Source organism: Streptomyces sp. GB4-14 (assembly GCF_022696125.1).
In the GTDB taxonomy this organism is placed as follows: Bacteria; Actinomycetota; Actinomycetes; order Streptomycetales; family Streptomycetaceae; genus Streptomyces; species Streptomyces werraensis.
In genome coordinates, this window is record NZ_RZHO01000002.1 from 275,118 (window position 1) to 295,860 (window position 20,743).

General features: G+C 73.9%; 22 protein-coding genes. 9 read left to right on the forward strand and 13 right to left on the reverse strand.

Annotated elements, in window-relative coordinates; translation table 11 throughout:
- Positions 1-168: 168 nt before the first annotated feature.
- The 5 genes from ELQ39_RS02570 to ELQ39_RS02590 all read right to left on the reverse strand — a co-directional run bounded on the left by ELQ39_RS02570 (position 169) and on the right by ELQ39_RS02590 (position 4,300).
- Positions 169-1,917: a sensor histidine kinase gene (locus tag ELQ39_RS02570; RefSeq protein ID WP_242590842.1), complete on the reverse strand. Its 1,749-nt coding sequence runs from the start codon at positions 1,915-1,917 to the stop codon at positions 169-171.
- 192 nt (positions 1,918-2,109) lie between these two features.
- Entirely contained in the window at positions 2,110-2,484 is a 375-nt protein-coding gene (locus ELQ39_RS02575; protein ID WP_190002047.1) for a hypothetical protein, read from the reverse strand.
- Between the two features lie 93 nt (positions 2,485-2,577).
- Positions 2,578-3,090 (reverse strand): roadblock/LC7 domain-containing protein, encoded by a 513-nt coding sequence (locus ELQ39_RS02580; protein WP_242590843.1) that lies wholly within the window; start codon positions 3,088-3,090, stop codon positions 2,578-2,580.
- A 38-nt stretch (positions 3,091-3,128) separates the two neighbouring features.
- Entirely contained in the window at positions 3,129-3,911 is a 783-nt protein-coding gene (locus ELQ39_RS02585; RefSeq protein WP_190002045.1) for a hypothetical protein, read from the reverse strand.
- Positions 3,908-4,300: a hypothetical protein gene (locus tag ELQ39_RS02590; protein ID WP_242590844.1), complete on the reverse strand. Its 393-nt coding sequence runs from the start codon at positions 4,298-4,300 to the stop codon at positions 3,908-3,910. Before ELQ39_RS02590 ends, ELQ39_RS02585 begins: the two co-directional genes overlap by 4 nt.
- Positions 4,301-4,728: 428 nt before the next feature.
- On the opposite strand from ELQ39_RS02590, the gene ELQ39_RS02595 reads away from it, so the two are divergent.
- Entirely contained in the window at positions 4,729-5,892 is a 1,164-nt protein-coding gene (locus ELQ39_RS02595) for a hypothetical protein (RefSeq protein WP_242590845.1), read from the forward strand.
- 387 nt (positions 5,893-6,279) lie between these two features.
- Here ELQ39_RS02595 and ELQ39_RS02600 read toward each other — a convergent pair whose 3' ends face one another.
- The gene (locus ELQ39_RS02600; RefSeq protein ID WP_242590846.1) at positions 6,280-7,803 is read right to left on the reverse strand and encodes a hypothetical protein; all 1,524 of its coding nucleotides are present in this window, start codon (positions 7,801-7,803) and stop codon (positions 6,280-6,282) included.
- Between the two features lie 247 nt (positions 7,804-8,050).
- Between ELQ39_RS02600 and ELQ39_RS02605 the strand changes: the two genes are divergently transcribed.
- The 3 genes from ELQ39_RS02605 to tgmB all read left to right on the forward strand — a co-directional run bounded on the left by ELQ39_RS02605 (position 8,051) and on the right by tgmB (position 9,686).
- Positions 8,051-8,374 (forward strand): YkvA family protein, encoded by a 324-nt coding sequence (locus tag ELQ39_RS02605; RefSeq protein ID WP_242590847.1) that lies wholly within the window; start codon positions 8,051-8,053, stop codon positions 8,372-8,374.
- 120 nt (positions 8,375-8,494) lie between these two features.
- A complete protein-coding gene (gene tgmA / locus ELQ39_RS02610) occupies positions 8,495-8,686 on the forward strand; it encodes a putative ATP-grasp-modified RiPP (protein WP_004935783.1) in 192 nt (63 codons plus the stop codon).
- A 16-nt stretch (positions 8,687-8,702) separates the two neighbouring features.
- Entirely contained in the window at positions 8,703-9,686 is a 984-nt protein-coding gene (gene tgmB, locus ELQ39_RS02615; RefSeq protein ID WP_242590848.1) for an ATP-grasp ribosomal peptide maturase, read from the forward strand.
- Between the two features lie 37 nt (positions 9,687-9,723).
- Here tgmB and ELQ39_RS02620 read toward each other — a convergent pair whose 3' ends face one another.
- Both ELQ39_RS02620 and ELQ39_RS02625 read right to left on the reverse strand, forming a co-directional pair.
- Positions 9,724-9,942, reverse strand: coding sequence for a hypothetical protein (locus tag ELQ39_RS02620; protein WP_093544496.1), 219 nt, complete (start codon positions 9,940-9,942; stop codon positions 9,724-9,726).
- Positions 9,943-10,035: 93 nt separating this feature from the next.
- Positions 10,036-10,509 (reverse strand): hypothetical protein, encoded by a 474-nt coding sequence (locus ELQ39_RS02625; protein WP_225625671.1) that lies wholly within the window; start codon positions 10,507-10,509, stop codon positions 10,036-10,038.
- 198 nt (positions 10,510-10,707) lie between these two features.
- Here ELQ39_RS02625 and ELQ39_RS02630 point away from each other — a divergent pair, with 198 nt between their 5' ends.
- Positions 10,708-11,736 (forward strand): GlxA family transcriptional regulator, encoded by a 1,029-nt coding sequence (locus tag ELQ39_RS02630; RefSeq protein WP_242590849.1) that lies wholly within the window; start codon positions 10,708-10,710, stop codon positions 11,734-11,736.
- Here ELQ39_RS02630 and ELQ39_RS02635 read toward each other — a convergent pair.
- The 3 genes from ELQ39_RS02635 to ELQ39_RS02645 form a co-directional block, all read right to left on the reverse strand.
- Positions 11,692-11,949 (reverse strand): DUF5133 domain-containing protein, encoded by a 258-nt coding sequence (locus tag ELQ39_RS02635; RefSeq protein ID WP_242590850.1) that lies wholly within the window; start codon positions 11,947-11,949, stop codon positions 11,692-11,694. The two genes, ELQ39_RS02630 and ELQ39_RS02635, sit on opposite strands and share 45 nt — an antisense overlap.
- A 188-nt stretch (positions 11,950-12,137) precedes the next feature.
- Positions 12,138-13,907, reverse strand: coding sequence for an ABC transporter ATP-binding protein (locus tag ELQ39_RS02640; protein ID WP_242590851.1), 1,770 nt, complete (start codon positions 13,905-13,907; stop codon positions 12,138-12,140).
- Positions 13,908-14,007: 100 nt separating this feature from the next.
- Positions 14,008-14,865, reverse strand: a complete 858-nt coding sequence (locus ELQ39_RS02645; RefSeq protein ID WP_225625668.1) for an aldo/keto reductase — start codon at positions 14,863-14,865, stop codon at positions 14,008-14,010.
- A 220-nt stretch (positions 14,866-15,085) separates the two neighbouring features.
- On the opposite strand from ELQ39_RS02645, the gene ELQ39_RS02650 reads away from it, so the two are divergent.
- The 4 genes from ELQ39_RS02650 (at position 15,086) to ELQ39_RS02665 (ending at position 18,470) form a co-directional block, all read left to right on the forward strand.
- Positions 15,086-15,499 carry a VOC family protein gene (locus ELQ39_RS02650; protein WP_242590852.1) on the forward strand — a complete coding sequence of 138 codons (414 nt, stop codon included), beginning with the start codon at positions 15,086-15,088 and terminating at the stop codon, positions 15,497-15,499.
- A 130-nt stretch (positions 15,500-15,629) separates the two neighbouring features.
- Complete coding sequence (locus ELQ39_RS02655) at positions 15,630-16,520, forward strand: Gfo/Idh/MocA family protein (protein ID WP_242590853.1); 891 nt, start codon at positions 15,630-15,632, stop codon at positions 16,518-16,520.
- A 337-nt stretch (positions 16,521-16,857) separates the two neighbouring features.
- A complete protein-coding gene (locus tag ELQ39_RS02660) occupies positions 16,858-18,063 on the forward strand; it encodes a glycoside hydrolase family 64 protein (protein ID WP_225639846.1) in 1,206 nt (401 codons plus the stop codon).
- A 200-nt stretch (positions 18,064-18,263) separates the two neighbouring features.
- Positions 18,264-18,470, forward strand: a complete 207-nt coding sequence (locus ELQ39_RS02665) for a hypothetical protein (RefSeq protein WP_190002032.1) — start codon at positions 18,264-18,266, stop codon at positions 18,468-18,470.
- Between the two features lie 107 nt (positions 18,471-18,577).
- On the opposite strand, the gene ELQ39_RS02670 is transcribed toward ELQ39_RS02665, so the two are convergent.
- The gene (locus tag ELQ39_RS02670; protein ID WP_190002031.1) at positions 18,578-19,060 is read right to left on the reverse strand and encodes a DUF5709 domain-containing protein; all 483 of its coding nucleotides are present in this window, start codon (positions 19,058-19,060) and stop codon (positions 18,578-18,580) included.
- A gap of 116 nt (positions 19,061-19,176) precedes the next feature.
- Positions 19,177-20,670: a hypothetical protein gene (locus ELQ39_RS02675; RefSeq protein WP_242590854.1), complete on the reverse strand. Its 1,494-nt coding sequence runs from the start codon at positions 20,668-20,670 to the stop codon at positions 19,177-19,179.
- Positions 20,671-20,743 lie beyond the last annotated feature (73 nt).

A 20,743-nucleotide genomic window follows, 5' to 3' on the forward strand; every position in this document is an offset into this window, starting at 1 on the left:
GCCGCGCACGCGGGTGTGCGAGGGCGCCGGGGGCCGGCAGCGGTCCGGCCCGGCGCCGTCACCGGCGGCGAGTCCTCCCGGCCGCGGGGCCGGGCGGTCCCGCCGCGACCGGAACGGCGCACCGAGTACCCCCGGCCGAAGCGGAACACACACCTCCGGTACGGCGGGCTACTCCTCGCCCACCGGCACCCGCCACACCAGGGTGGTGCCGCCGCCCGGGGTGTCCGTGGTCTCGAAGGAGCCGCCGAGCTGCTGGGCGCGCTCGTCCATGTTGCGCAGGCCGCTGCGGCGCCCGCCGGGAGGCAGGCCCACGCCGTCGTCCGCGACGGTCAGCCGCACCTCGCGCCCGTCGGTCTCCACGATCACCTGGGCGCGGGTCGCGCGGGCGTGGCGGGCGACGTTGGTGAGCGCCTCGGAGAGCACCGCCACCAGGTGGTCGGCGGCTTCCTTGGACACGCGGGTGTCGATCAGGCCCTCCATCCGCACGCTGGGCGCGAAGCCCAGCAGCGGGGCGGCCTCCCCGACGAGCCGGACCACGCGGGCGCGCAGGCCGGTCCCGGCGCCGCCCGCGGAGGCGCGGGAGCGCAGGCCGAAGATGGTCGAGCGGATGATCTTGATGGTCTCGTCGAGGTCGTCGACGGCGCGCAGCACCCGCTCGGAGGCTCCCTCGTGCTCGATGAACCGGCCGGCGCTCTGCAGGGTCATGCCGGTGGCGAACAGCCGCTGGATCGCCAGGTCGTGCAGGTCGCGGGCGATGCGGTCGCGGTCCTCGAGGACGGCGATCTGTTCGGCGTCCTGGCGGCGCTCGGCCAGTTCCATCGCCACGGCGGCCTGGGCGGCGAAGCCCCGCAGCGGTTCGATCTCCTTGTCCGTGAAGAGATGGCCGCCGGCGGCCCGGACCAGCAGCAGGGTGCCGCGCACGCCGTCCTCGCCGCCGATCGGCACCGCCACGGCGGGCCCGAGGTCGGTGAACGTCTGCGGGCCCTGGTGCACCCGTTCGTCGTGGGCGATGTCCGTCGAGGTGACGGGCGCCGCGGACGCGAACGCCCGGCCGAGGAGACTGCCGGCGACCGGCACGACGAGGCCGCGGTGCGTCTCGGCGTCCTGTCCGAGGGCGAGTTCCACGGTCAGCGAGTCGGTGCCCTCCATGGGCACCGCGACGACGGCGAGGGCGGCTCCGGTGATCTCCCGGGCCCGCTCCGCGACGAGCAGCAGCGCCTCGCCGCGCTCGCTGCCGGACATCAGCCCGTGGGTGATCTCGGCGTTGGCCTGGAGCCAGCGCTCCCGCAGCCGGGACTCCTCGTAGAGGCGGGCGTTGTCGATGGCGACGCCGGCGGCGACCGCGAGGGTCGACAGGACCGATTCGTCCTCCTCGTCGAACTGCGCCCCGCCGCGCTTCTCGGTCAGGTACAGGTTGCCGAAGACCTGGTCGCGGACGCGGATCGGGACGCCGAGGAAGGTGTTCATCGGCGGGTGGTGCGGCGGGAAGCCGTAGGAGGCGGGGTGCTCGGACAGCTTCGGCACCCGCAGCGGCTGCGGGTGGCGGATCAGCTCGCCGAGGATGCCGTGACCCTCCGGGTAGTGGCCGATGCGGGCGATCTCCTCGTCGCTGACGCCGACGGTGTGGAAGGCGGACAGCCGCTTGCCGTCCGGGCCGATCACGCCGAGGGCGGCGTACTGTGCGTCCACGAGCGCGGCGGCGGCTTCCACGATGGAGTGCAGGGCCTGCTCCAGTTCGAGCTCGCGGCCGACGGAGAGGACCGCCTCGAGGAGGCTGCGCACGCGGTCGCGGGTGCCGCGGGCGGCGTCGATGCGCGCCTGCAGCTCCTCCAGCAGTTCGTCCAGCCTGAGCTGCGGCAGACGTACGCGCGCGTCCTCGTGCCGCTCCGGGGCCCTCTCCCGCCCGGCGTCAGTCACCCGTGCGCCTCCTGTCCCCGCATTCCGGCACCACCCGCCCGGCGTCCTCCCGGGGCGGGCGTCGGGAACGGTCCAGCAGACGTGACGGTACGGCATCGGGCGGGCCGCGCATCCGGCGGGGACCGCCCGACGGACACGTCCGCGGCCCCGTGCGCCGGCGGGCGGGGCGCGGGGCCGCGGACGGGGCGGGTGTCAGACCTCCAGCTCGTTCTCGATGCGGCGCATCTGATGGCGCGCCATGGCCAGGTTGGCCCGGCTGGAGTCCAGCACCAGGTAGAGGAACAGGCCGTTGCCTCCGCGTCCCTTGAGCAGGCGGATCAGGTGGTACTGGCTGTTGAGGGTGATCAGGATGTCCTCGATCTCCTCCTTCAGCCCCAGCAGCTCCATGGTGCGCAGCTTGGACCGCACGACGTCGGTGTTGCCGGCGGCGGCGACCTCCAGGTTGAAGTCCTTGCCGCCGCCGAGGGTGCCGAGGGCCATGCCGCTGGTGTAGTCGACGAGGGCGGCGGCCGTGGCGCCGTCGATGGAGCTGAGGCATTCCTTGAGCGCGGTCTCGGTGTTCGCCATGGGTGGTGTCCTTTCCGGATCGTGAAGGGTGGTACGGGCCGGCGCCGGCGGTGTGCGGGCGTCCGGCCGGATGGTGGGATCGGTGGGCGCCGGTCAGCCGCCGGTCCGCGGCCGGTGGGCGGGACGCTGCGGGGTGCGTACGGGGAGGGTGCCGATGGGCCGGGACCGGTCGACGGGGTCGGGGGCGCCGTCGCCTGCGGCGGGCCGGTCGGCGTGGCGTCCGCCGCCGGGGCCGATGCGGGCGTCGACCAGTTCCGCGATCCGGGCGCCGCTGCGGCGGCCCTCCAGGTGGAGCCGGCCGACGTTGACGCGGTCGTCGGCGAGGAGGGTGAGGACGGCGGTGGTGCCGGCCGCGTAGGTCGCGATGTAGCCGTGGGCGCCGCGGACCAGGAGTTCGCGGAAGTCTCCGCGTCCGGCGGCGTCCGTCATCCGGTGGGCGACGCCGAGCGCGGCGGCGGTGAGCGCGGCGAGCCCCTCGGGTTCGGTGGCGGGCACGTCGTGGGCGAGGACGAGTCCGTCGACGGTGGCCGCGAGGGAGCCCGCCAGCCGCGGGACGCGGGTGCGGAGCCGACGCAGTTCGTCCAGCACGTCGCTCTCGACGGCCATGAGCAGTCTCCTTTCGGCACGCTGCCGGCGCGTGCGGATCACAGTGCCTCCAAGGCGTCCAGGAGCCGTCTCAGCAGCGCTGTGTCGGGCTCGTCCCAGTCGGCGCGGCCCGCGCCGGGGACGGGGTGGACGGGCGGGGCGGGCGCGGGGGGTGCGGGGGCGACCAGTCCGTCGGCGGCCAGCCGGCGCAGTTCGACGAGGGTGTGGAAGGTGCGGTGGGCGAGGGCGGAGGCGATCTGCGCCGCGGTGCGTCCGCCGTCGACCAGGGCGAGCGCGCGGCCCCTGCGGGGCGGCAGCACGGCCGGGTCGGCGTCGGGGGTCCGGGCGAGCGGCGCGGTGTCGACGGCCGCGTCGGGCCAGATGCGGTCCAGCAGGGCGCGGCGGCGGTACGACTCGCGCAGCACGGTCGCGACGGTCACGGGGCGGACCGCGCCGAGCCAGTGCGCGACGCCGGGGCGGAAGCGCAGGGCGGTGCCGTCGTGGGCGAGCGCGAAGTATGCGGCGTCGAACAGCGCGCCCAGGTGGGCGAGTTCGAGGGCGCCGGCGGTGAGGCGTCCGCTGTCGACGAGCTGGCGGCCCACCCGCTGCCGGGCGCCGGCCCGCTCGACGGCCTCCCACCAGCCGGCCGGGGCGAGGGCGCCGCTGCGTGTGAGCAGGTCGCCGAGGGCGGGGCTGTGGGCGGACTCGACGTGGACCACGTGTCCGGCGGCGAGGTAGAAGATTCCGGAGCGGGTGGTCAGCGCCCCGGTGGCCCGGTCGGCGGCGAGGGCGTCCAGCAACTCGGGGGCGGATCCGTCCGCGCGGGCGGCGGCAGCGGTCATCCGAGCACCAACCGGTCCGCCATCTCAGCCAGCCGGATGCGGGCCAGGGCGAGGTTGCCGTCGGCGCGGTCCAGCGACAGGAACAGGAAAACCGTGCTGTCGAAGGTGGTGACGACGAACCGCAGCAGGTGGAAGGCGTCCGCGGTGGTGAGGATCAGGTCCTCCACGGGCGGTTCCCCGCCCTGGCCGGCGTGCGCGGGGGCGAGGGCGCCGCTCTCCATCGCCAGGCGGGCCAGTTCGGCGGTCTCGGCGGCGGTCGCCTCCACGTCGCCGCCCGGCGCCTCCCCCACCGCGCCCAGGGCGAGCCCGCTGATCCAGTCGACCACCAGGGCGCCACGTGCCCCGGGCAGTCGCATGGCTTCCAACAGACTCTCGTCGATTCCGGGCACGCCGGATCCCCCTCCTCGCACGGCTGTACCGCGAACGTGACGTCGACGCTACGGTGTGTGCTCGATCCAGGTGAGGGCTTCGGCGATTTCCCGTGGAATATGCGACAAGGGCATCGGAACGCTGATAAGGTCCGCGCTTCTCGCTCCGGTGGGGGGCGGGACGCGGGGCTCGCACGGGCGGTTCCGGACGGCGCGAGGGAACAGACGTGCGAGCGGCGGCTCCCAGGAGAAGGGGCGTCACTGCGCGCGTGGCACACCTCCCGTACGCGCCGCCCCGCGCGTCACCCGGTGTGTGCCGCCCGGGGTGCCGGCCGTCCGGGCGAGCCGTCCACGGGCCGGGCACGCCGTACGGCGGAACCCGGCGTCCCGCCCCCGGGCGTGGACGACGATACTGAAGGCAGCACGTGCCCCCGCTGACGACTGGACCCATGCCGATCTCTGCCACAGCCCGCCCCACCGTCCCTCCCACCGTCCGGACGATCCGCGGCCGCCACGTCGGGGAGCGGGCCGACGAGACGCTCCGGCGCAGCCTCTCCGCCCTCAAGGACGCCGGGACCATCGACGACTTCCTGGAGCTCCCGGCGGACGACACCAAGCCCGACCTGGTGTTCGAGTCCCGGACGCGGGTCGGCGACGGCGTCACGGTCCGCGCCCGCCTGGTCCTCTCCCCCGCAGGAGCGAGGAGGCCGGACCGCGACTGGCTCCTGGTCGCCGAGGCGGAACGCCCCTGGGACCCCGCCTGGCCGTCCCCGGTCACGATGTTCTGGCCGCAGGAGCCTGACGCCGCCTGGAACCACGACCCGGCGTCAGGACTGCGCCCCGGCGAGATCAACCCGCTCCCGGAGGACGACAAGGACGTACGGCGCCGGCTGCGGGACTGCGCCCGCGACCCCTGGTACGTCCACGTCGTCGTCCACGAGGCGATGACCCCGGACGAGCGCGGTCACGTCCCGCTCGCGCACTGGCTGCCGCCCGGGCTGCGGCACCGGGTCGTCGAGCACCGGGCCACCCCGCAGCAGGCGCGGGTGACGAACTGGGCGCTGCGGGAGTTCGACGTGGAGGTCCCGCGAGGCGGCGCGGCGGTGCTGCCCGGCCGTCCGGTCCCCGAGGGGTACGAGCCGGACGCCTTCGCCGTGCGCGCGGTGTTCCTCGACGGCACCGAGCCCACGGACCTGGTGGACGCGGTACTGCGCTACGACGCGCTGCCGAGGGAGCTCCCCGAGCGGGCCGAGGAGGCGCTGACGGCGCTGCGCGAGGACTGGCACCTGCTCACCCTCGCGGAGGAACTGGAACGGGAGCGGGCACTGGTGGCGATGTACGCCGAGGCGCTGGACGCGATGACGAAGTCCCGCGACCTGTACCGCGAGGCCGCCGAACGCGCCCACGAGGCGCTGGCCGCCTACCGGGAGACGGGACTCGCCCCACCGCCCCCGGCCGCACAGCCGCCGCGCCCAAGGACCCCTGCCCCGCTCCAGCAGCTGACCCGCACACTGGAGCGCCTGAAGCCGGGCGGTTCCCGCCGCGGCCGCCCCTCCCCGGGGGAGACGACCCCGGCGCCCGACCCGGAAGCAGAACCGTCGGGCAAGGGGTGAGCCGGGCAAGCGGTGGAGGGGGGCGCAGGCCCTCGCGCTGCAGCGCGCGAGGCTTGGCGGGTTCCGCCGCGGACGGCCGCCCGGAGGAGAAGCCCGGGCACCCGGGGAAGAGGATGACACGGCGTTCCGCCGGGCGGCGGCCTTGGGACAGGCCGGTCGCCCCGGGGAGCGCGGCGCGACATGGGCCGGGCGATGCGGCGCACAGCGTCAGGCCGGAGCGCCCGAAGCACGGTGCGTCCCCCCGCGGGGGCTTCCTTCGGACGAGGGGGTTTCGGCGCCCGAGCCGGAAGCGGAACCTTCGGACAAGCTGTGGGCGCGGCCGGCGGGCGGTGGAGGGTCACCCCGTAGGTGTCTCCTCCGCCCACCGCCCGCACCGGCGTCGGCCGGTCAGTCCGTGACCTGGTGAGGTTCCGCCGGGGGCCACGGGGACCAGCGGGTGCCCGGGGGCGGGGTGGCCACGCGGACCACCAGCGCCGCCAGGGCCAGCAGTGCCGCCGCGATCGCTGCCGAGGTGGCGAGCCAGTCCGGGGCGAGCGCCAGGCCGACCGCCCTCGGCAGGGTGGCCTCGGTGAACGAGCCGCCGTAGGCGTGGGCGACGGCCGGCACCGTCGCCGCCACGACCCCCGCCGCGAGCACGACCACCGCGGGACGCACGACGAGGATCAGCGCCAGCACCGTGCACAGCACGGACAGGCCGACGGCGGTGGCGTGGACGTCGAGTGACACACCGTCACGTCGCAGCGGGAAATGGGTCACCGCGCAGACCGCGAGGGCGACAGCGGCCAGCCAGCTCGTCCAGATCGCCGACCGGGGCACGGGCCGTGAGACGCCGGTGCGCGCGGCGGTGCGGGGACGGGGGGCCGGCCGCGGGGTGCGGCGGACGGCGGGGCGACGGCGCCCGATCCGCGGCGCGCCGCCACGGGCCGCCGGGGTGCGTTCCGGCCCGGGCCGGGGGGTCTGCCGTGGCTCGCCTCGGCCTTGCGTCTCCTGTGCGGGCGGTGCCGCCTCCTCGGCGGCCGCGCGGAGGAGGTGCTCGGGGGGACGGTGAGCGGCCAGACGGTCGATCAGCTCGACCAGTTCGTCGACGGACCGGCCGGTGGCGGCGGCGCGCAGGGCCTCCTCGCGGCAGTGCGGCGCGAGGGGCTCGTTGTGCAGGAGCGCGACGAGGAGGGTGACGTCCTCCACCGAGCGGTGGGCGGCGGCCGCGCGGATCGTCTCGTCCGCGCTGGCGGCGTCACGGGGCGGCCGGGTCAGCAGGGCGACCAGCCGGGTGACGTCCTCCACGGACCGGTCGACGCCGGCGGCGCGCAGCGCGTCGACAACGGCGCGGGTGTGCTCGGGCGACCGTTCGAGCGCGGTGATGAGGTCGACGACCTCCTCGAGGGGGCGGTCGGACACGGCGGCGTGCACGAGATCGGTGACCGGATCGGCGTACACCCGCCCGGCAGTCCCGGTCGCCGCACCAGGTGGCCCGGCGGGGTCCGACGCGTCACCGAGGCGGTGCGGCTCCCCCGGCTCCCTCACGGGCTCCCCCGGGGTGTCGACGGGATCCACCAGATCGACCGTCGCCACCGGGTCCCGGGGCCCTTCGGCCGCGGCGCGTTCGCGCGGCCGGTCGACCGGATCGCGCGGATGGTTGCCGTGCACGGGATCGCGGGGGTGGCCGGCGTCGGCCTGCGGGGCCGTGCGGTCCGTCCCGGACGGATGGCGTGGGGGTGCGGTGCCCACGCCCGCGTCGGCCGCGTACCGCGCGTCGGCCGGAGCCGTGTGGTCCGCCGTCCGGTGGCGCGCCCAGGCCGGTTCGGGCCGGTGCGCGCCGGTCGCGGTGCCCGTCGTGCCGACGGGCGGCGCCGCGGCCGTATCCACCGGTATGCCGGGTTCGTTGGAGGAGGACGAGGAGAAAGTGGTCATGATCGACTCCAGGGGAAGACTGATGACCATTACTAGGCTCCCCCACCGCGTGCTGCCACTTGACTGAGCCGCAGGGATGACCTGCGACGATTCCGTGTTTCGCGTGTTGTTCACGGGGCAACGGTCGCGAGCGCGCATGGCCGGTCCCCGCCGCCATACCGGGGGCGGGAACGGGAATCCGTTTCCTCGAGGACTGTGTCGGGAGGCGAGGCCGCACCACGCGGCCACCGGGAGGAGGGCAGTGACCTTGGACACAACGACCGTGGTGTGGGGCGTCGCGGTCCTCGCGGCCCTGGTGCTGGCGGGCGCCGTGGCCGTGCTGGTCCGTCTGGTCCGCACACGGCGGGAGTTGCGGCGGGCGGGACTGCCCACCGGGCCCCGCTGGGTGTTCTGGGGTGCGGTGCTCTACCTGGTGCTACCGGCCGATCTCGTGCCCGACCCGGTGTATCTGGACGACATAGGGGTCCTGCTGCTCGCTCTGCGCACCATACGTGGTTCCGTCGGCGCGGGGACGCCCGAAGTGCCCGGAAGGCGCTCGGGACGACAACCCGCCGACGATTACGCTCCGTGAGGAAACCAACCACCCGTTCGATTCGTATAAGTCTCTGGAAGCCAACGCAAGTCGGCGGACCAAGCGGCGGCGCACAGAGGGCCGTTGCCTGATCGGCGCAGCACCGACGAGGGAGAGACGATGCAACCGTTCGCGCTCAACTACGCCCGTCCGGCGGTGGAGTTGGCCGTTGCCACTCCGTATGCGTATGACTCCGGACTGCAGTTGAACGTACTCGGCGACGGGCGGATCGCGGCCTGCGACCACGCCCTGTTGCGCGAGGTGGGGACGACCACGTCCACCGCGGGCTCCAAGACCCACTTCGACGACTGAACGCGGACCGTAGACCATGACCGTGCTGATCCTCACCTGCGAGGAGGATGTGACCGCCGACATGGTGGTGGTCCATCTGAACGGCGCAGGGGTGCCGGTGGTCCGTCTCGACCCCGCCGATCTCACCGGTGGCGTCTCGCTGTCCGGCGAATACGTCCACGGCCGGTTCCGCGGCCATCTGTCCGCCGGCGGACGGCTGGTGAGCATCGGCGGGCTGCGGTCGGTGTGGGTGCGCCGCCCCGGCACTCCGGCCGAGCGCGCCCCGCAGCCGTCCGCGTGGCTGACCGAAGAGGCGTCCCAGGCCCTCTACGGCATGCTGCGCGGCTGCGACGCGCGATGGATGAACCACCCGGACGCCGCACGACAGGCCCGCCACAAGCCGTGGCAGCTGCGCCTGGCCCAGCGCTGCGGGCTGCCCGTGCCGGCGACGGTGATCACGACGTTCCCGCGCGCGGCGCGGGAGTTCGCGGAGCGGTTCCCGGATCTGGTGGTCAAGCCGGTGTCGGGGGCGCATCCGCAGGATCCGCCGCGGGCCGTGCCGACGAGCAGGGTGGCGCCGGACACGGACTTCTCGGCGGTGGCCTACGGGCCGACGCTGCTGCAGCGGCGGATCGCCAAGCGGGCGGACATCCGGCTCACCGTGGTGGGCGACGTGCTGCTGGCGGCCCGCAAGACGACGGCGCGGGACGCCGATCCCCAGGTGGTGGACGTGCGGTTCGCCGCGCCCGGACCGCCGTGGGAGCCGGCGGAGGTCCCCCCGCGCATCGCGGACGCCGTGCTCGACTACATGCGCCGGGCCGAACTGGCGTACGGGGCCTTCGACTTCGCGGAGGACGCGGACGGGACCTGGTGGTTCCTGGAGTGCAACCAGTCGGGGCAGTTCGGGTTCGTCGAGGTGGAGACGGAACAACCGATCGCGCGGACCATCGCGGAATGGCTGTCCCGTCCCGTCCCCGAGGAGCCGGCAGAACCGGCCGGTTCGGTCACCACGGTGCGGTGAGCCCCGGTCACCGCACCGACGAGGGCATGTGCGCGCGTCAGTGCGGCCGGGGTCCGGGCAGCAGGGCGGCGCGCTGCCAGCCGTTGCCGGGGGCCTGCTGCGGCCGGTCGAGGCCGGAGCCGTAGCCGGGCGACTGCAGGGGCCGCATGACCGACTCCAGTTCCCTGTTCACGCGTTCGGCCTCGCGGCGGACCTGTGCGGGCACGTCGCCGCACTCCGCGATGAGTCGGTCGTAGATGGGGGAATCCTGGAACACCCGACAACGCGCCTTTCTCCTCGGCGTCCCCGGTGCGGGGCCGCGACTGCCGAGTGTATGCGGCCAACGGGGGTGAAGTGGGCGTTCCGGGCGTCAGGCGCCCGTCGTGGAGCCGGGACGGACGATCATCAGGACGGTGACGGTCGCCCAGAGCAGGTTGAACACGCCCGTGAACATGGCGAGTTGGACCGTGCTGCGGTGATCGACGGGCCGTCGCCCGGTCACCTGCGCGACGAGTTCGTCCTGACGGGGGAGGACGAGGGCGATGAGTGTACCGGCGGCCACCGCGGTGAGAAACACCGAGGCGACGAGCCAGGCGTCGCCGAGGACACCCATCGCGAGGCCGGTCGCCAGCCCCAGCACCGGGACGAGCACGCCGAGTCCGGCGTACACGCGGCAGATCCGGTGGAGCAGCTCGACGGCGCCGGCCGCGCGCGGGCCCGGGTCCGTCCCGTCCGCCGGGGCCGCGCGGCGCACGGCCGGCGGGAACATGCTGGCTGCGACGGTCACCGGACCGACTGCGACGATGGCGGCCAGGACGTGGAGGGACAGGAGCAGCTTGGTCACCGGGGCTCTTTCCTTGACGTGATCGGCGGTTTCGGCCTGATCGGCCTGATGCCGGGTTCACGCTAGGAGCCGTGGCGGCCGCCGGACAGCGGCTGGATCGACAGTTCCCCACGGATTCCCGCCAACGGCGGTGACCAGGAACGGCGCACGTCCGGACAGGATGCGGACGGTGGCGGGAATCCGTCTAGGGTGGCGTTCATGCACTCCGTGGCGATCCTCGTACTGGACGGTGTGGTGCCGTTCGACATGGCGGCCCCCATGCAGGTGTTCGACTTCACGCGGTTGCCCGACGGCCGTCATCCGTACCGCGTCCGGCTGTGCGCCGAGCGGCCGGAGGTGGCCGCGGACGGCGGCTTCGCGCTGCGCGTCGACCGCGGTCTCGATGCGCTGGCGGACGCCGACACGGTGATCGTGCCGGGGCGCGCCCCGAACTCACCGCCGCCCTCCCCCGCGGTGCTGGCGGCGCTGCGGAAGGCGGCAGCGGCGGGCACCCGGATCGCGTCGGTGTGCGTGGGCGCCTTCGTGCTGGCGGAGGCGGGCCTGCTGGACGGGCTGCGCGCGACCACGCACTGGGTGGCCGCCGAGGAGTTCGCGCACGCGTTCCCACGGGTGGAGGTGGAGCCGGACGTGCTCTACGTGGACAACGGGCTCATCCTCACCTCGGCCGGCGCGGCCGCCGCGCTGGACATGTGCCTGCACATGATCCGCCGTGACTTCGGGTCGGCGGTGGCGGCGGACGCGGCGCGGATGTCGGTGATGCCGCTCGAGCGTGAGGGCGGGCAGGCCCAGTTCATCGTGCACGAGCACCCGCCCGTGCCGCGCGGCTCGGACCTGGAGCCGCTGCTGGAGTGGATCGAGGACAACGTGGCGCACGAGGTGACGCTCGCGGCGATGGCGGCTCGGGCCGGGATGAGTGAGCGCACCTTCAGCCGCCGTTTCCGCGAGCAGACCGGCACCACGCCGCTGCAGTGGCTGCTGCGGGCCCGGGTGCGGCGCGCCCAGTACCTGCTGGAGAACAGCGACCACACGGTCGAACGGATCGCCCAGCAGGCGGGGTTCGGCTCCCCCACGGCGTTTCGCGAGCGGTTCCGCAAGGTGGTGGGGACGACCCCGTACGCCTATCGCAGGTCGTTCAGGGGCGGACGCGCCGCGTCCGCCCGGGCGGACGGCCGTGTCCCGGGCTCAGACGGCCAGCGACAGGCCACTCCCGCCGTCCGCCTCGGGTGACCGGCGAAGGTCTCTCCGGGCACGGACGAGCAGGTCGTCGGCGCGCGCGATGGCGTCGTGGATGCCGGCCGTGCCCATCGTCACGCAGAGCCGGCGGGTGACGTCCTCCAGTTCCCTGGCCACCGCCGGAGTCTGCCGTTCCGCCTGCGCGATCCGCAGCGCCGCATACCGCGTCAGCAGCCGTCTGACGACCTTCGGATCCGGTGCGAGCACGTAGCGCCCCTTTCGTGTTTCCGGTGCGCATGCCCGAAGACGGCGAAACCACGCTCATCCCGCGCCTCACTGATCGAAAGTGACCGAAAACATTCGCACTGCGACCGGACCACCCGGGCCCACCTGGCAGCCCGGCCACCCGACAACCCGGCCACCCGGGGCCACTCGCCCCCCGGAGGGACGACGGCTCAAGCCACCTGACCGCTGTGCAGCGCCGTGTACGCACCACCCCGCCGCAACAGCTCCTCGTGCGTACCCACCTCCTGCACGGCCCCGTCGGCCATCACCACGATCCGGTCGGCTCCGCGCACCGTGGACAGCCGGTGCGCCACGACGAACGTGGTCCGCCCGCGCAGCAGCCGGACGAGCGCCTCCTGCACCAGCGCCTCCGAACGGGTGTCCAGTGCGGACGTCGCCTCGTCCAGCACCAGCACCCTGGGGTCCCTTATCAGCGCGCGGGCGATGGCCAGCCGCTGGCGCTGACCGCCCGACAGCCGCGCCCCGCGCTCCCCGACGAGGGTGTCGAGGCCCTGCGGCAGCCGGTCGACGAACTCCAGGGCGTTGGCGTCGCGCAGCGCGGCCCGCACCGTCTCCTCGTCCGCGTCGTCCATGCCGTAGGCCACGTTCTCCCGCACGGTGCCGTCGAACAGGATCGACTCCTGGGGCACCACGGACAGGAAACGCCGGTAGGTGCGCAGGTCCAGGGTGTTCATGTCGGTGCCGTCGACCAGCAGCCGCCCGGAGGTGGGGCGGATGAACCCGATGACGAGGTTCAGCACCGTGGACTTGCCCGCCCCGGACGCGCCGACCAGGGCGATGGTCTCGCCCGGCGCGACATCGAGGGTGAAGTCCCGTACGGCGGGGCGCCCGTCACCGTCGTAGGCGTGCCCCACGCCCTCGAAGGTGACCGCGCCGCGCAGCGCGGTGAGTTCGGCCTTGCCCTCGTTGTCCTCCAGCTCCGGCGCCTGCAGCACCTCGCCGACCGAGCGCACGGACTCCAGCCCCTTGGTGATCACCGGGGCCAGACCCGCCAGTGTGGTGGTGGAATTGGTGAGCGTGGTCAGGAAGGCGCTGAGCATCACCACGTCGCCGGCGGTGACGCCCCAGACGTCGTAGTACGACACGAGGGCGGCGCCGGCCAGCACCGTCACGCCGACCACGTTGAGGACCACCCACGCCAGCGAGCCGAACCGCCCGTTGACCAGGTCGAGGCGCATCCCGGAGGTGAGCAGCCGGTCGAGGGTGCCGTGCATGCGGCGCAGCGCCTTGCCCTCCAGGCCGTGGGCGCGGGTGACGGGGATCAGCCGGGTCATCTCGGTGACGCGGGAGGACAGCGTCTCCACCTCGTGCCGGAAGTGCTCGTTGTGGGTGCGCAGCCGCGCCCGCAGCCGGGCGACGAGCAGGGCCGCGGCGGGCACGACGACGAGGAAGACGGGCAGGAACTCGGGGGTGCGCACGCCGATGATGATCAGGCCTCCGGCCAGCACGGTGAGCGCGCCCAGCCCGGTCTCCGCGGTCTGCTGCACCATCTGCTCGACGGTCTCGACGTCGCGGACCACCTTGGCCTGGAGCACGCCCGCGCTGACCCGGGAGTGGTAGCCGATGGAGAGCTGCTGCATGCGCGTGCACAGCGCGGAGCGCAGGGCGGTGCCCATACGGCGGACGCTGCCGTAGAGGAGGCGGACGTACAGTACGTGCAGCGGATAGTTGACCAGCAGGATGAACATGATGACGCCGGTGCTGGTCCACAGCCGGGAGACCGGCTGGTGCTGGACGACGGTGTCGATGATCGACGCGGTGATCAGCGGCAGCAGCCAGACGGGGCTGTGCTTGACGGTGAAGACGACGACCGCCGCGGCCAGCCGGCCGCGGTCCGCGCGGAACAGGTAGCCGAGCGTGCGCACGGGATGCTCGCCCCGGTAGCGGTGGTCGAGCGGTCTCATCTGCGGCGATGCCATGGGCGGTGGTCCTCCCCCTGTGAAGCGCCGCCCGGGCGGATCGCGGCGCGCGAACGGCGCCCGGCGCCCCTCGTGGGCCGCCGGGCGCGGGAACGGCCGCTCAGGCCGCGTCGAGCTCCGCGATCTCCTCGGCGCTCAGTTCGAGGTCGGCGGCGCGCACGGAGTCCTGCACCGACTCGGGACGGCTCGCGCCCGGGATCGGCACGACGACCGGCGACTTGGCGAGCATCCAGGCGAGGCACACCTGGTGCGCGCTCACCCCGCGCTCCTGCGCCACGCGCGCGAACGGCGCGTATGTGGAACCGAGTTCACCGGCCTTGGAAATGCCGCCGAACGGGCTCCAGGGCAGGAAGGCGACACCGAGCTCGTCGCACAGCTCCAGCTCCGGCTCACTGGAGCGGAACGCGGGCGAGAACTGGTTCTGCACGGAGACGAGACGCCCGCCGAGGATCTCCTGGGCCTGACGGATCTGCTCGGGATTCGCGTTGGAGATGCCCGCCATGCGGATCTTCCCCTCGTCGAGCAGGTCGCGGATCGCGCCGACGGACTCGGCGTACGGGACCCGGGGGTCGGGCCGGTGGAACTGGTAGAGGCCGATCGCCTCCACGCCCAGCCGGCGCAGGGACGCCTCGCAGGCCCGCTTCAGGTACTCCGGCCGCCCGTCGAGGGTCCAGCTGCCGTCGCCGGGGCGCAGATGCCCGCCCTTGGTGGCGACCAGGACGTCGCCGCCCCGCTCGTGGGTGGCCAGAGCCTTGGCGATCAGGCTCTCGTTGTGCCCCACCTCCCCGGCGTCCCGGTGGTAGGCGTCCGCGGTGTCGATCAGGGTGACGCCCGCGTCCAGGGCGGCGTGCAGAGTGGCCAGCGAACGGGACTCGTCGGGCCGTCCCTCGATCGACATGGGCATCCCGCCCAGTCCGATCGCGGACACCTCGACCTCACCGATACGACGCATGTGCATGTGCGCGAAGCCCCTTCCGGCTGTCGTGCTGGTGATCGTGGAAAGCGCGTACCAGCCTCGTCGCCGGGTGCCCGGAAATCCAACAGGGAAAGCCGAACGGATTCATCGGACCGGTCGCTGAATCGACCCCGTACGCACCGGCCGTGTTCGCCGCGCGCCTCTCCTCCCCCGGGGTTACGCTGCGCGAAACCGACCCGCTGCCCCCGTACCGGAGGTTCCGATGGCCCCGCTGCTCAATCCGTACCTCAACTTCGACGGCACCGCCCGGCAGGCGATGGAGTACTACAGGGAGGTCTTCGGCGGGGAGCTGAACATGCACACCTTCGGGGAGACCGGCGGCGCCGGGGAGGAGTACGCCGACAAGATCATGCACGCGATGCTCACCACTCCCGACGGTTTCACGATCATGGGCTCGGACGGGCCTCCCGGCATGGAGTACGCCTCCGGCAACAACTTCGCCGTGAGCCTCAGCGGCGAGGAGGAGGACACGCTGCGCCGCTACTGGGAGAAGCTGTCCGACGGGGGTCAGGTGTCGGTGCCGCTGGAGCGGCAGATGTGGGGCGACGTCTTCGGGATGTGCACGGACCGGTTCGGCGTCCCGTGGATGGTCAACATCAACACGCGCCAGGGCTGAGGCGGCCCGGACGGCCGGTGGTTGACACGGCGTTCCGGCCGGGATCATCGTGCAGGCCTGGCGCGCGCCGGCGGGGCGCGGCGCCGACACCGGCCCGGCGGCGCGAGGCGCCCCGGGGAGAGGCGGCGGCATGCGGATCGGACTGCTCGGCACCGGACCCTGGGCGCGGGCGGCACACGCCCCCGCGCTCGGCGGACACCCCGGCCTGGACTTCGTCGGCGTCTGGGGGCGCAGGCCCGAGGCCGCCGGGGAACTCGCCGCGATGCACGGCGTCCGGGCGTACGACGACGTCGACGCGCTGCTCGCCGACGTGGACGCCGTCGCCGTCGCGCTGCCGCCGGCCGTGCAGGCGGAGCTGGCGGTGCGGGCCGCGCGGGCGGGCCGCCATCTGCTGCTCGACAAGCCTCTCGCGACCACCGTGGCCCAGGGGCGCGCGGTCGTGGAGGCCGTGGACGCGGCGGGCGTGGCCTCCGTGGTCTTCTTCACCACCCGCTTCCAGCCGGAACCGCAGGCCTGGATCGAGGAACAGACGCGCGTGGGCGGCTGGTTCACCGGGCGGGCGCAGTGGCTCGGCGCGGTGTTCACCTCCGAGGACAACCCCTTCGCCGCCTCGCCCTGGCGGCAGGAGAAGGGCGCCCTGTGGGACGTCGGCCCGCACGCCCTGTCCGTGCTGCTGCCGGTGCTGGGGGAGCCGCGCCGGGTGACGGCGGCGGCGTACGGGCCCGGCGACACCGTGCATCTCGTGCTGGACCACTCCGCCGGGGCCTCGAGCAGTACGACGCTGAGTCTGACCGCTCCCCCGGCCGCGGCGGGCGCCGTGGTGGAGTTGCGGGGCGAGTCCGGGGTGACCGTGCTGCCGAAGGCCCGGGAGGACGCCGTCCCGGCGCTCGTCCGGGCCGCGGACGCGCTGATCGCCGCGGCCGGCTCCGGGGAGCCGCACCCGTGCGACGCGCGGTTCGCCTTCACGGTCACCAGGGTCCTCGCCGACGCGGAGACGCTGCTGCACAGCGGCACGCGATGAGAACCCGTCCCGAACGGGCCGGGCGCGGCCCGCGCCGTCCGACACCCGGCGGAGTGCGGCCTGTGCGCTGCGTGCACGGCTCGCGCGGGCCGGCTTAAACGATCCTTAAGGACCGGTTAAGCGATCGTGCGCACTCTGTCGTGCATTCAAGTAGGCGCAGGTCAGGGGGTGCGCAGGGACAAGTCGGACCCGTTGGCGGTCCCGGCCCCGGTCCCTACCATCGGTGCCGCGCGCCGGTCCCGACGCGCGGCCTGAGAGCGCTCTCACGCGTCTCCAGGACGGGTCGGGTCCGGTGTGCCCCCACCGCAACCGCACGAGCACTCTGGAGACCCCCCACATGACTCCCCGGCACCAGCGCACCCTCGGCCGCCGCAAGCTGCTTTTCGCCCTCGGCGGAGCCGCCGTGGCGCTGCCCGCGGCCGCGGCGATCGCCCCCCATGCCCTCGCCGACCAGTCCGGTGAGGGCGGGTCCGGCACGAAGGCGGCCGCCTCGCTGCCGCTGACGATCGTCAACGACAGCGGCTCCTTCGACAACGCCTCGGTGCACCTGTACGTCGTGGGCAACGCCGACGGCCGCCAGGTCCGGCTCACGCCCGACGGCACACTCGCCCCCATCGACCTGGCGGACAACGGCGCGGACGGCTTCACCGACTACGCGATCAGCCTCTCCGGCAACGAGACAACGCTGTCACTGCCGTACATGTCCGGCCGCATCTACGTCGCGCTCGGAGAGAAGCTGAAGTTCAAGGCCGTCGCGGACGGCAACGGCGCGGCCGCGCTGCAGTACCCGGCCGGATGGGTCTCCTCGGACCCGAACTTCGGCGTGCTGCACGACTGCGCGGAGTTCACGTACAACTCCGCCGGTCTGTTCTGCAACACCACCATGGTCGACATGTTCAGCGTGCCGCTGAGCATCCGTCTCACCGGCGCCGACGACCAGACCACCGGCACGGTCCGGCCCGGGGGCCGCGCGGCGGCGTTCGCCGCCGTCAAGGGGACCGAGGGCTTCGACCGGCTGGTGGTGGACGACACCCGGATCATCGCGCCCGGCCACGGCCTGGACGCCGGGCTGTTCGCCGAGGACTACTTCGCCCCCTACATCGACGAGGTCTGGAGCACCTACACCGGCCGGGACCTGAAGGTCACCACCAACGCCGGCACCTTCACCGGGCGGGTGCGCGGGGACCGGTTCACCTTCGACGGGCCCGCGCAGGTCGCGTTCGACAAGCCGTCCACCCGCGACGTGCTGTTCTGCGACGGCGCCCTGGCCGCGCCCAACGACGGCACCACGGGCCCGGTCGCCGCGATCCTGGGCGCCGGCTTCAACCGCTCGACGCTGCTCAGCCACCCCGAGCAGCCCACCACCGACCCCGCCGAGTTCTACCTGACCGAGCTGACCAACCACTACTCCAAGGCCATGCACACGGCCACCGAGGACGGCAGGGCGTACGGCTTCGCCTTCGACGACGTGGCGGACTTCGCCTCGTACATCCAGGACACGGCGCCCACCGCCCTGCGGCTGACGCTCACGCCCTTCGAGTGAGCGGGGGGAGCAGGTTTCCCCGGGGCGGGGCACGGTACCCCGGCATGCACGGGGAGGCCCCGCACCCGGGGCCCGGGCGCCCGACGGCGGGCGCCCGGGGCGTTCCGGATGCACGGCGGGCCTCCGCGGTGAAGGCTGAGTACGGGACCCGGCGCCCGGCGCCGGGCCGTATCAGCGATCCGGACCCGAGGAGCCCGAAGATGTCGACGTCCCAGCCCGACGCGTCCCGGCAGAGCGAGGACCGCGCCACCCCGGACAGCCTGCTCCACACCCGCACCGGCACCGAGGTGTCGCCGGAAGACCTGGTTCTCGCCAGTGGCAAGGACCTCACCCCGCAGAACATCGAGTGGGCCAGGCGGAAGCTGGCCGAGGAGGGTCCCTCCGCGATGGAGAAGATCCTCCCGTAGGCCACCGCACGGCCCGGTCCCCGCTCCCTCGGCAGCGGGACGCCGTCGGGCCCGGTGCACACACGGTGCATCGGGCCCGACGGCGTCGTACACGTCCCCGACAGCGCCTAGGAGCGGTCGTCGGGGAGTTCCGTCTCGTCCTCCACGACGTGCATGGCGGCCTCCTCCGCGCCCGCCGCGCCGCCGTCGATGCCGACGTCGTCGGCGACGGACTCCTTGGTGGTGTCGGTGTGCGCGCCCTCGTCCGGCGCGACCAGGCGTCCCGCCCGGGCGGTGCCCGCCTCCGGGTCGACCGGCTCGCCCTCGCCCCCCGGCAGGTCGCCCACCCCGTCGCCGGTCTCCGCGGAGGGGTCCGGCACCTCCTGGGCCAGCCGCTCGTCCAGGGTCTCCCCGTCGTGCTGCTCGGCCGCGGTGACGCCGTGCTTGGTGACGCCCACCGCCTTCTCCGGCGGTGAGTAACCCTCGTCGAGCATGTCGTCGTAGTCCCGCTCGTCGAGGGCGTCCTGCATGTCGAGCGGGGCGCCATCCTCCTGCTGCTCGTTGCTCCCGGTGGGCTGGTAGACGTCGTCCCCCATCGGTTCGGAGCCCATGGCGTCCTCCCTGTCGGCTTGCGTCGGCTCGTGCCGTCTCGGTGTCCGATCCGCGTATCCGCTGAAACGGTCTCTAACCCCGTGAGCTGCCCGGCCTGCGGCAAAACCCCTGGATCTCACTCCCGTGGGGTGTCCGGGGCGGGCGCGACGCGGACGTCGTAGTCCTCGACTCGGTGGACGGGCCAGGTCCGCGCGTAGCCGTTGGGCCTGCTGCCGGCGCGGGTGATCTCGGCGACCGGGACGCGTTCGGCGGTGCGCCGGATGTCCTCGGCCGTCATGTTCTCGTTGTTCCCGGCGGTCGCGCCGGAGGAGCAGCCCGTGTAGTAGCCGATGGGGATGGACTCGTGGCCGGTGATCAGGCAGGGCGGTCTGACGCCGAGCCGGTGCAGTCCCTCGGCGGTGCGGGCCCAGTCCTCACGGCCGGCGGCGGAGCGGTTCGCGGTGTGCACCGCCACGGCCAGCTGCACCGCCAGGTGCCCCGCGAGGCCCACCGCGACCACCGTGCGCAGGACCGTCCGCCACCGCCCGCGCGGCGCCGTGACCAGGTACCACAGGGCGCCGGCGACGGGGATCGCGAGCAGCGCGTAGGCGGGCTGGAGGAAGCGCGGCGCCGCGTAGGCGATGGTGAACAGGTACGGCAACGCGGCGGTGGCGGCGCAGGCCAGCGGAACGGCGGTGCGCAGGGCGCGGCCGGCCCGTACGGCGACGACCAGGCCGAGCACGGCGAGGACCGGCAGCACGAACCACCACAGGGTGATCACCGGGTGGGGCATCTCCCCGGTGCAGGGGCGGCACAGGGCGCGTCCGCCGAGGCTGCGGAGCTGGTCGTCGACGGCCATGTGGAGGCCGAGTCCGCCCTGGATGCGGGACGCCTCGGCCAGCCGCTCGGAGAGGCCGCCGAACGACGCGTACGCCTCGATCACCCACGGCACCCCGCCGGCCAGCAGTCCGCCCACGACGGCCGCCAGGAGGCGGGGACGCCGCCACACCGCCGCGAGGACGAGCAGCGGCAGCGTGACCCACACGGCGTCGGTGGGCCGCATCCACGCCATGAGCGCGGCCCCCGCGACGACGGCCCACGGCATGCCCGCGGAGGAGGGGTCCTCGCGGTGGCGCAGGAATGCCCCCACGGCGATCAGCGCGCCGACGGCCACCCAGTAGTTGGGCATGGCCTGGGGACCGTAGAAGAGGGTCACCCACAGGGAAGCGAAGAAGGCGCCGGCGACGACCAGCACGCGGGTGGGGAACAGGCCGCGCCAGACGCGCAGGGCGAGGTACAGGCCGAGTCCGGAGAGCACCGCGAGGTAGATCCGCAGCAGCACGGTGGAGTCGGACCAGGACGCGACGGGCGCGACCAGCAGGGAGACGCCACGGGAGCGGGGGGCGCTGAAGAAGGCGGCCGGGTGGTGCGTGGTGACCTGGCTGGTGTAGACGATCTCGTCCCAGCCCAGGCCCAAGGTCGGCCGGGTCACGACGAGTTGCGCCAGGGTGAACACGACGGCGAGCACCGCGAGCGGCCGTGCGTCGTGTGCTGTTCTCGGGCCGGCGGGCCGTGAGCGTTCGTCGCTCCGCCGGTTGACGGTCGGCGGGGCGCCGGCGCCGTGGGTCATCGTCCGTCCTTCGCTGCCGCCGGTCTGGAGTGCCGTCCCCCACCATGAGCCCCTTGGGCCCCACGTCGTGGGG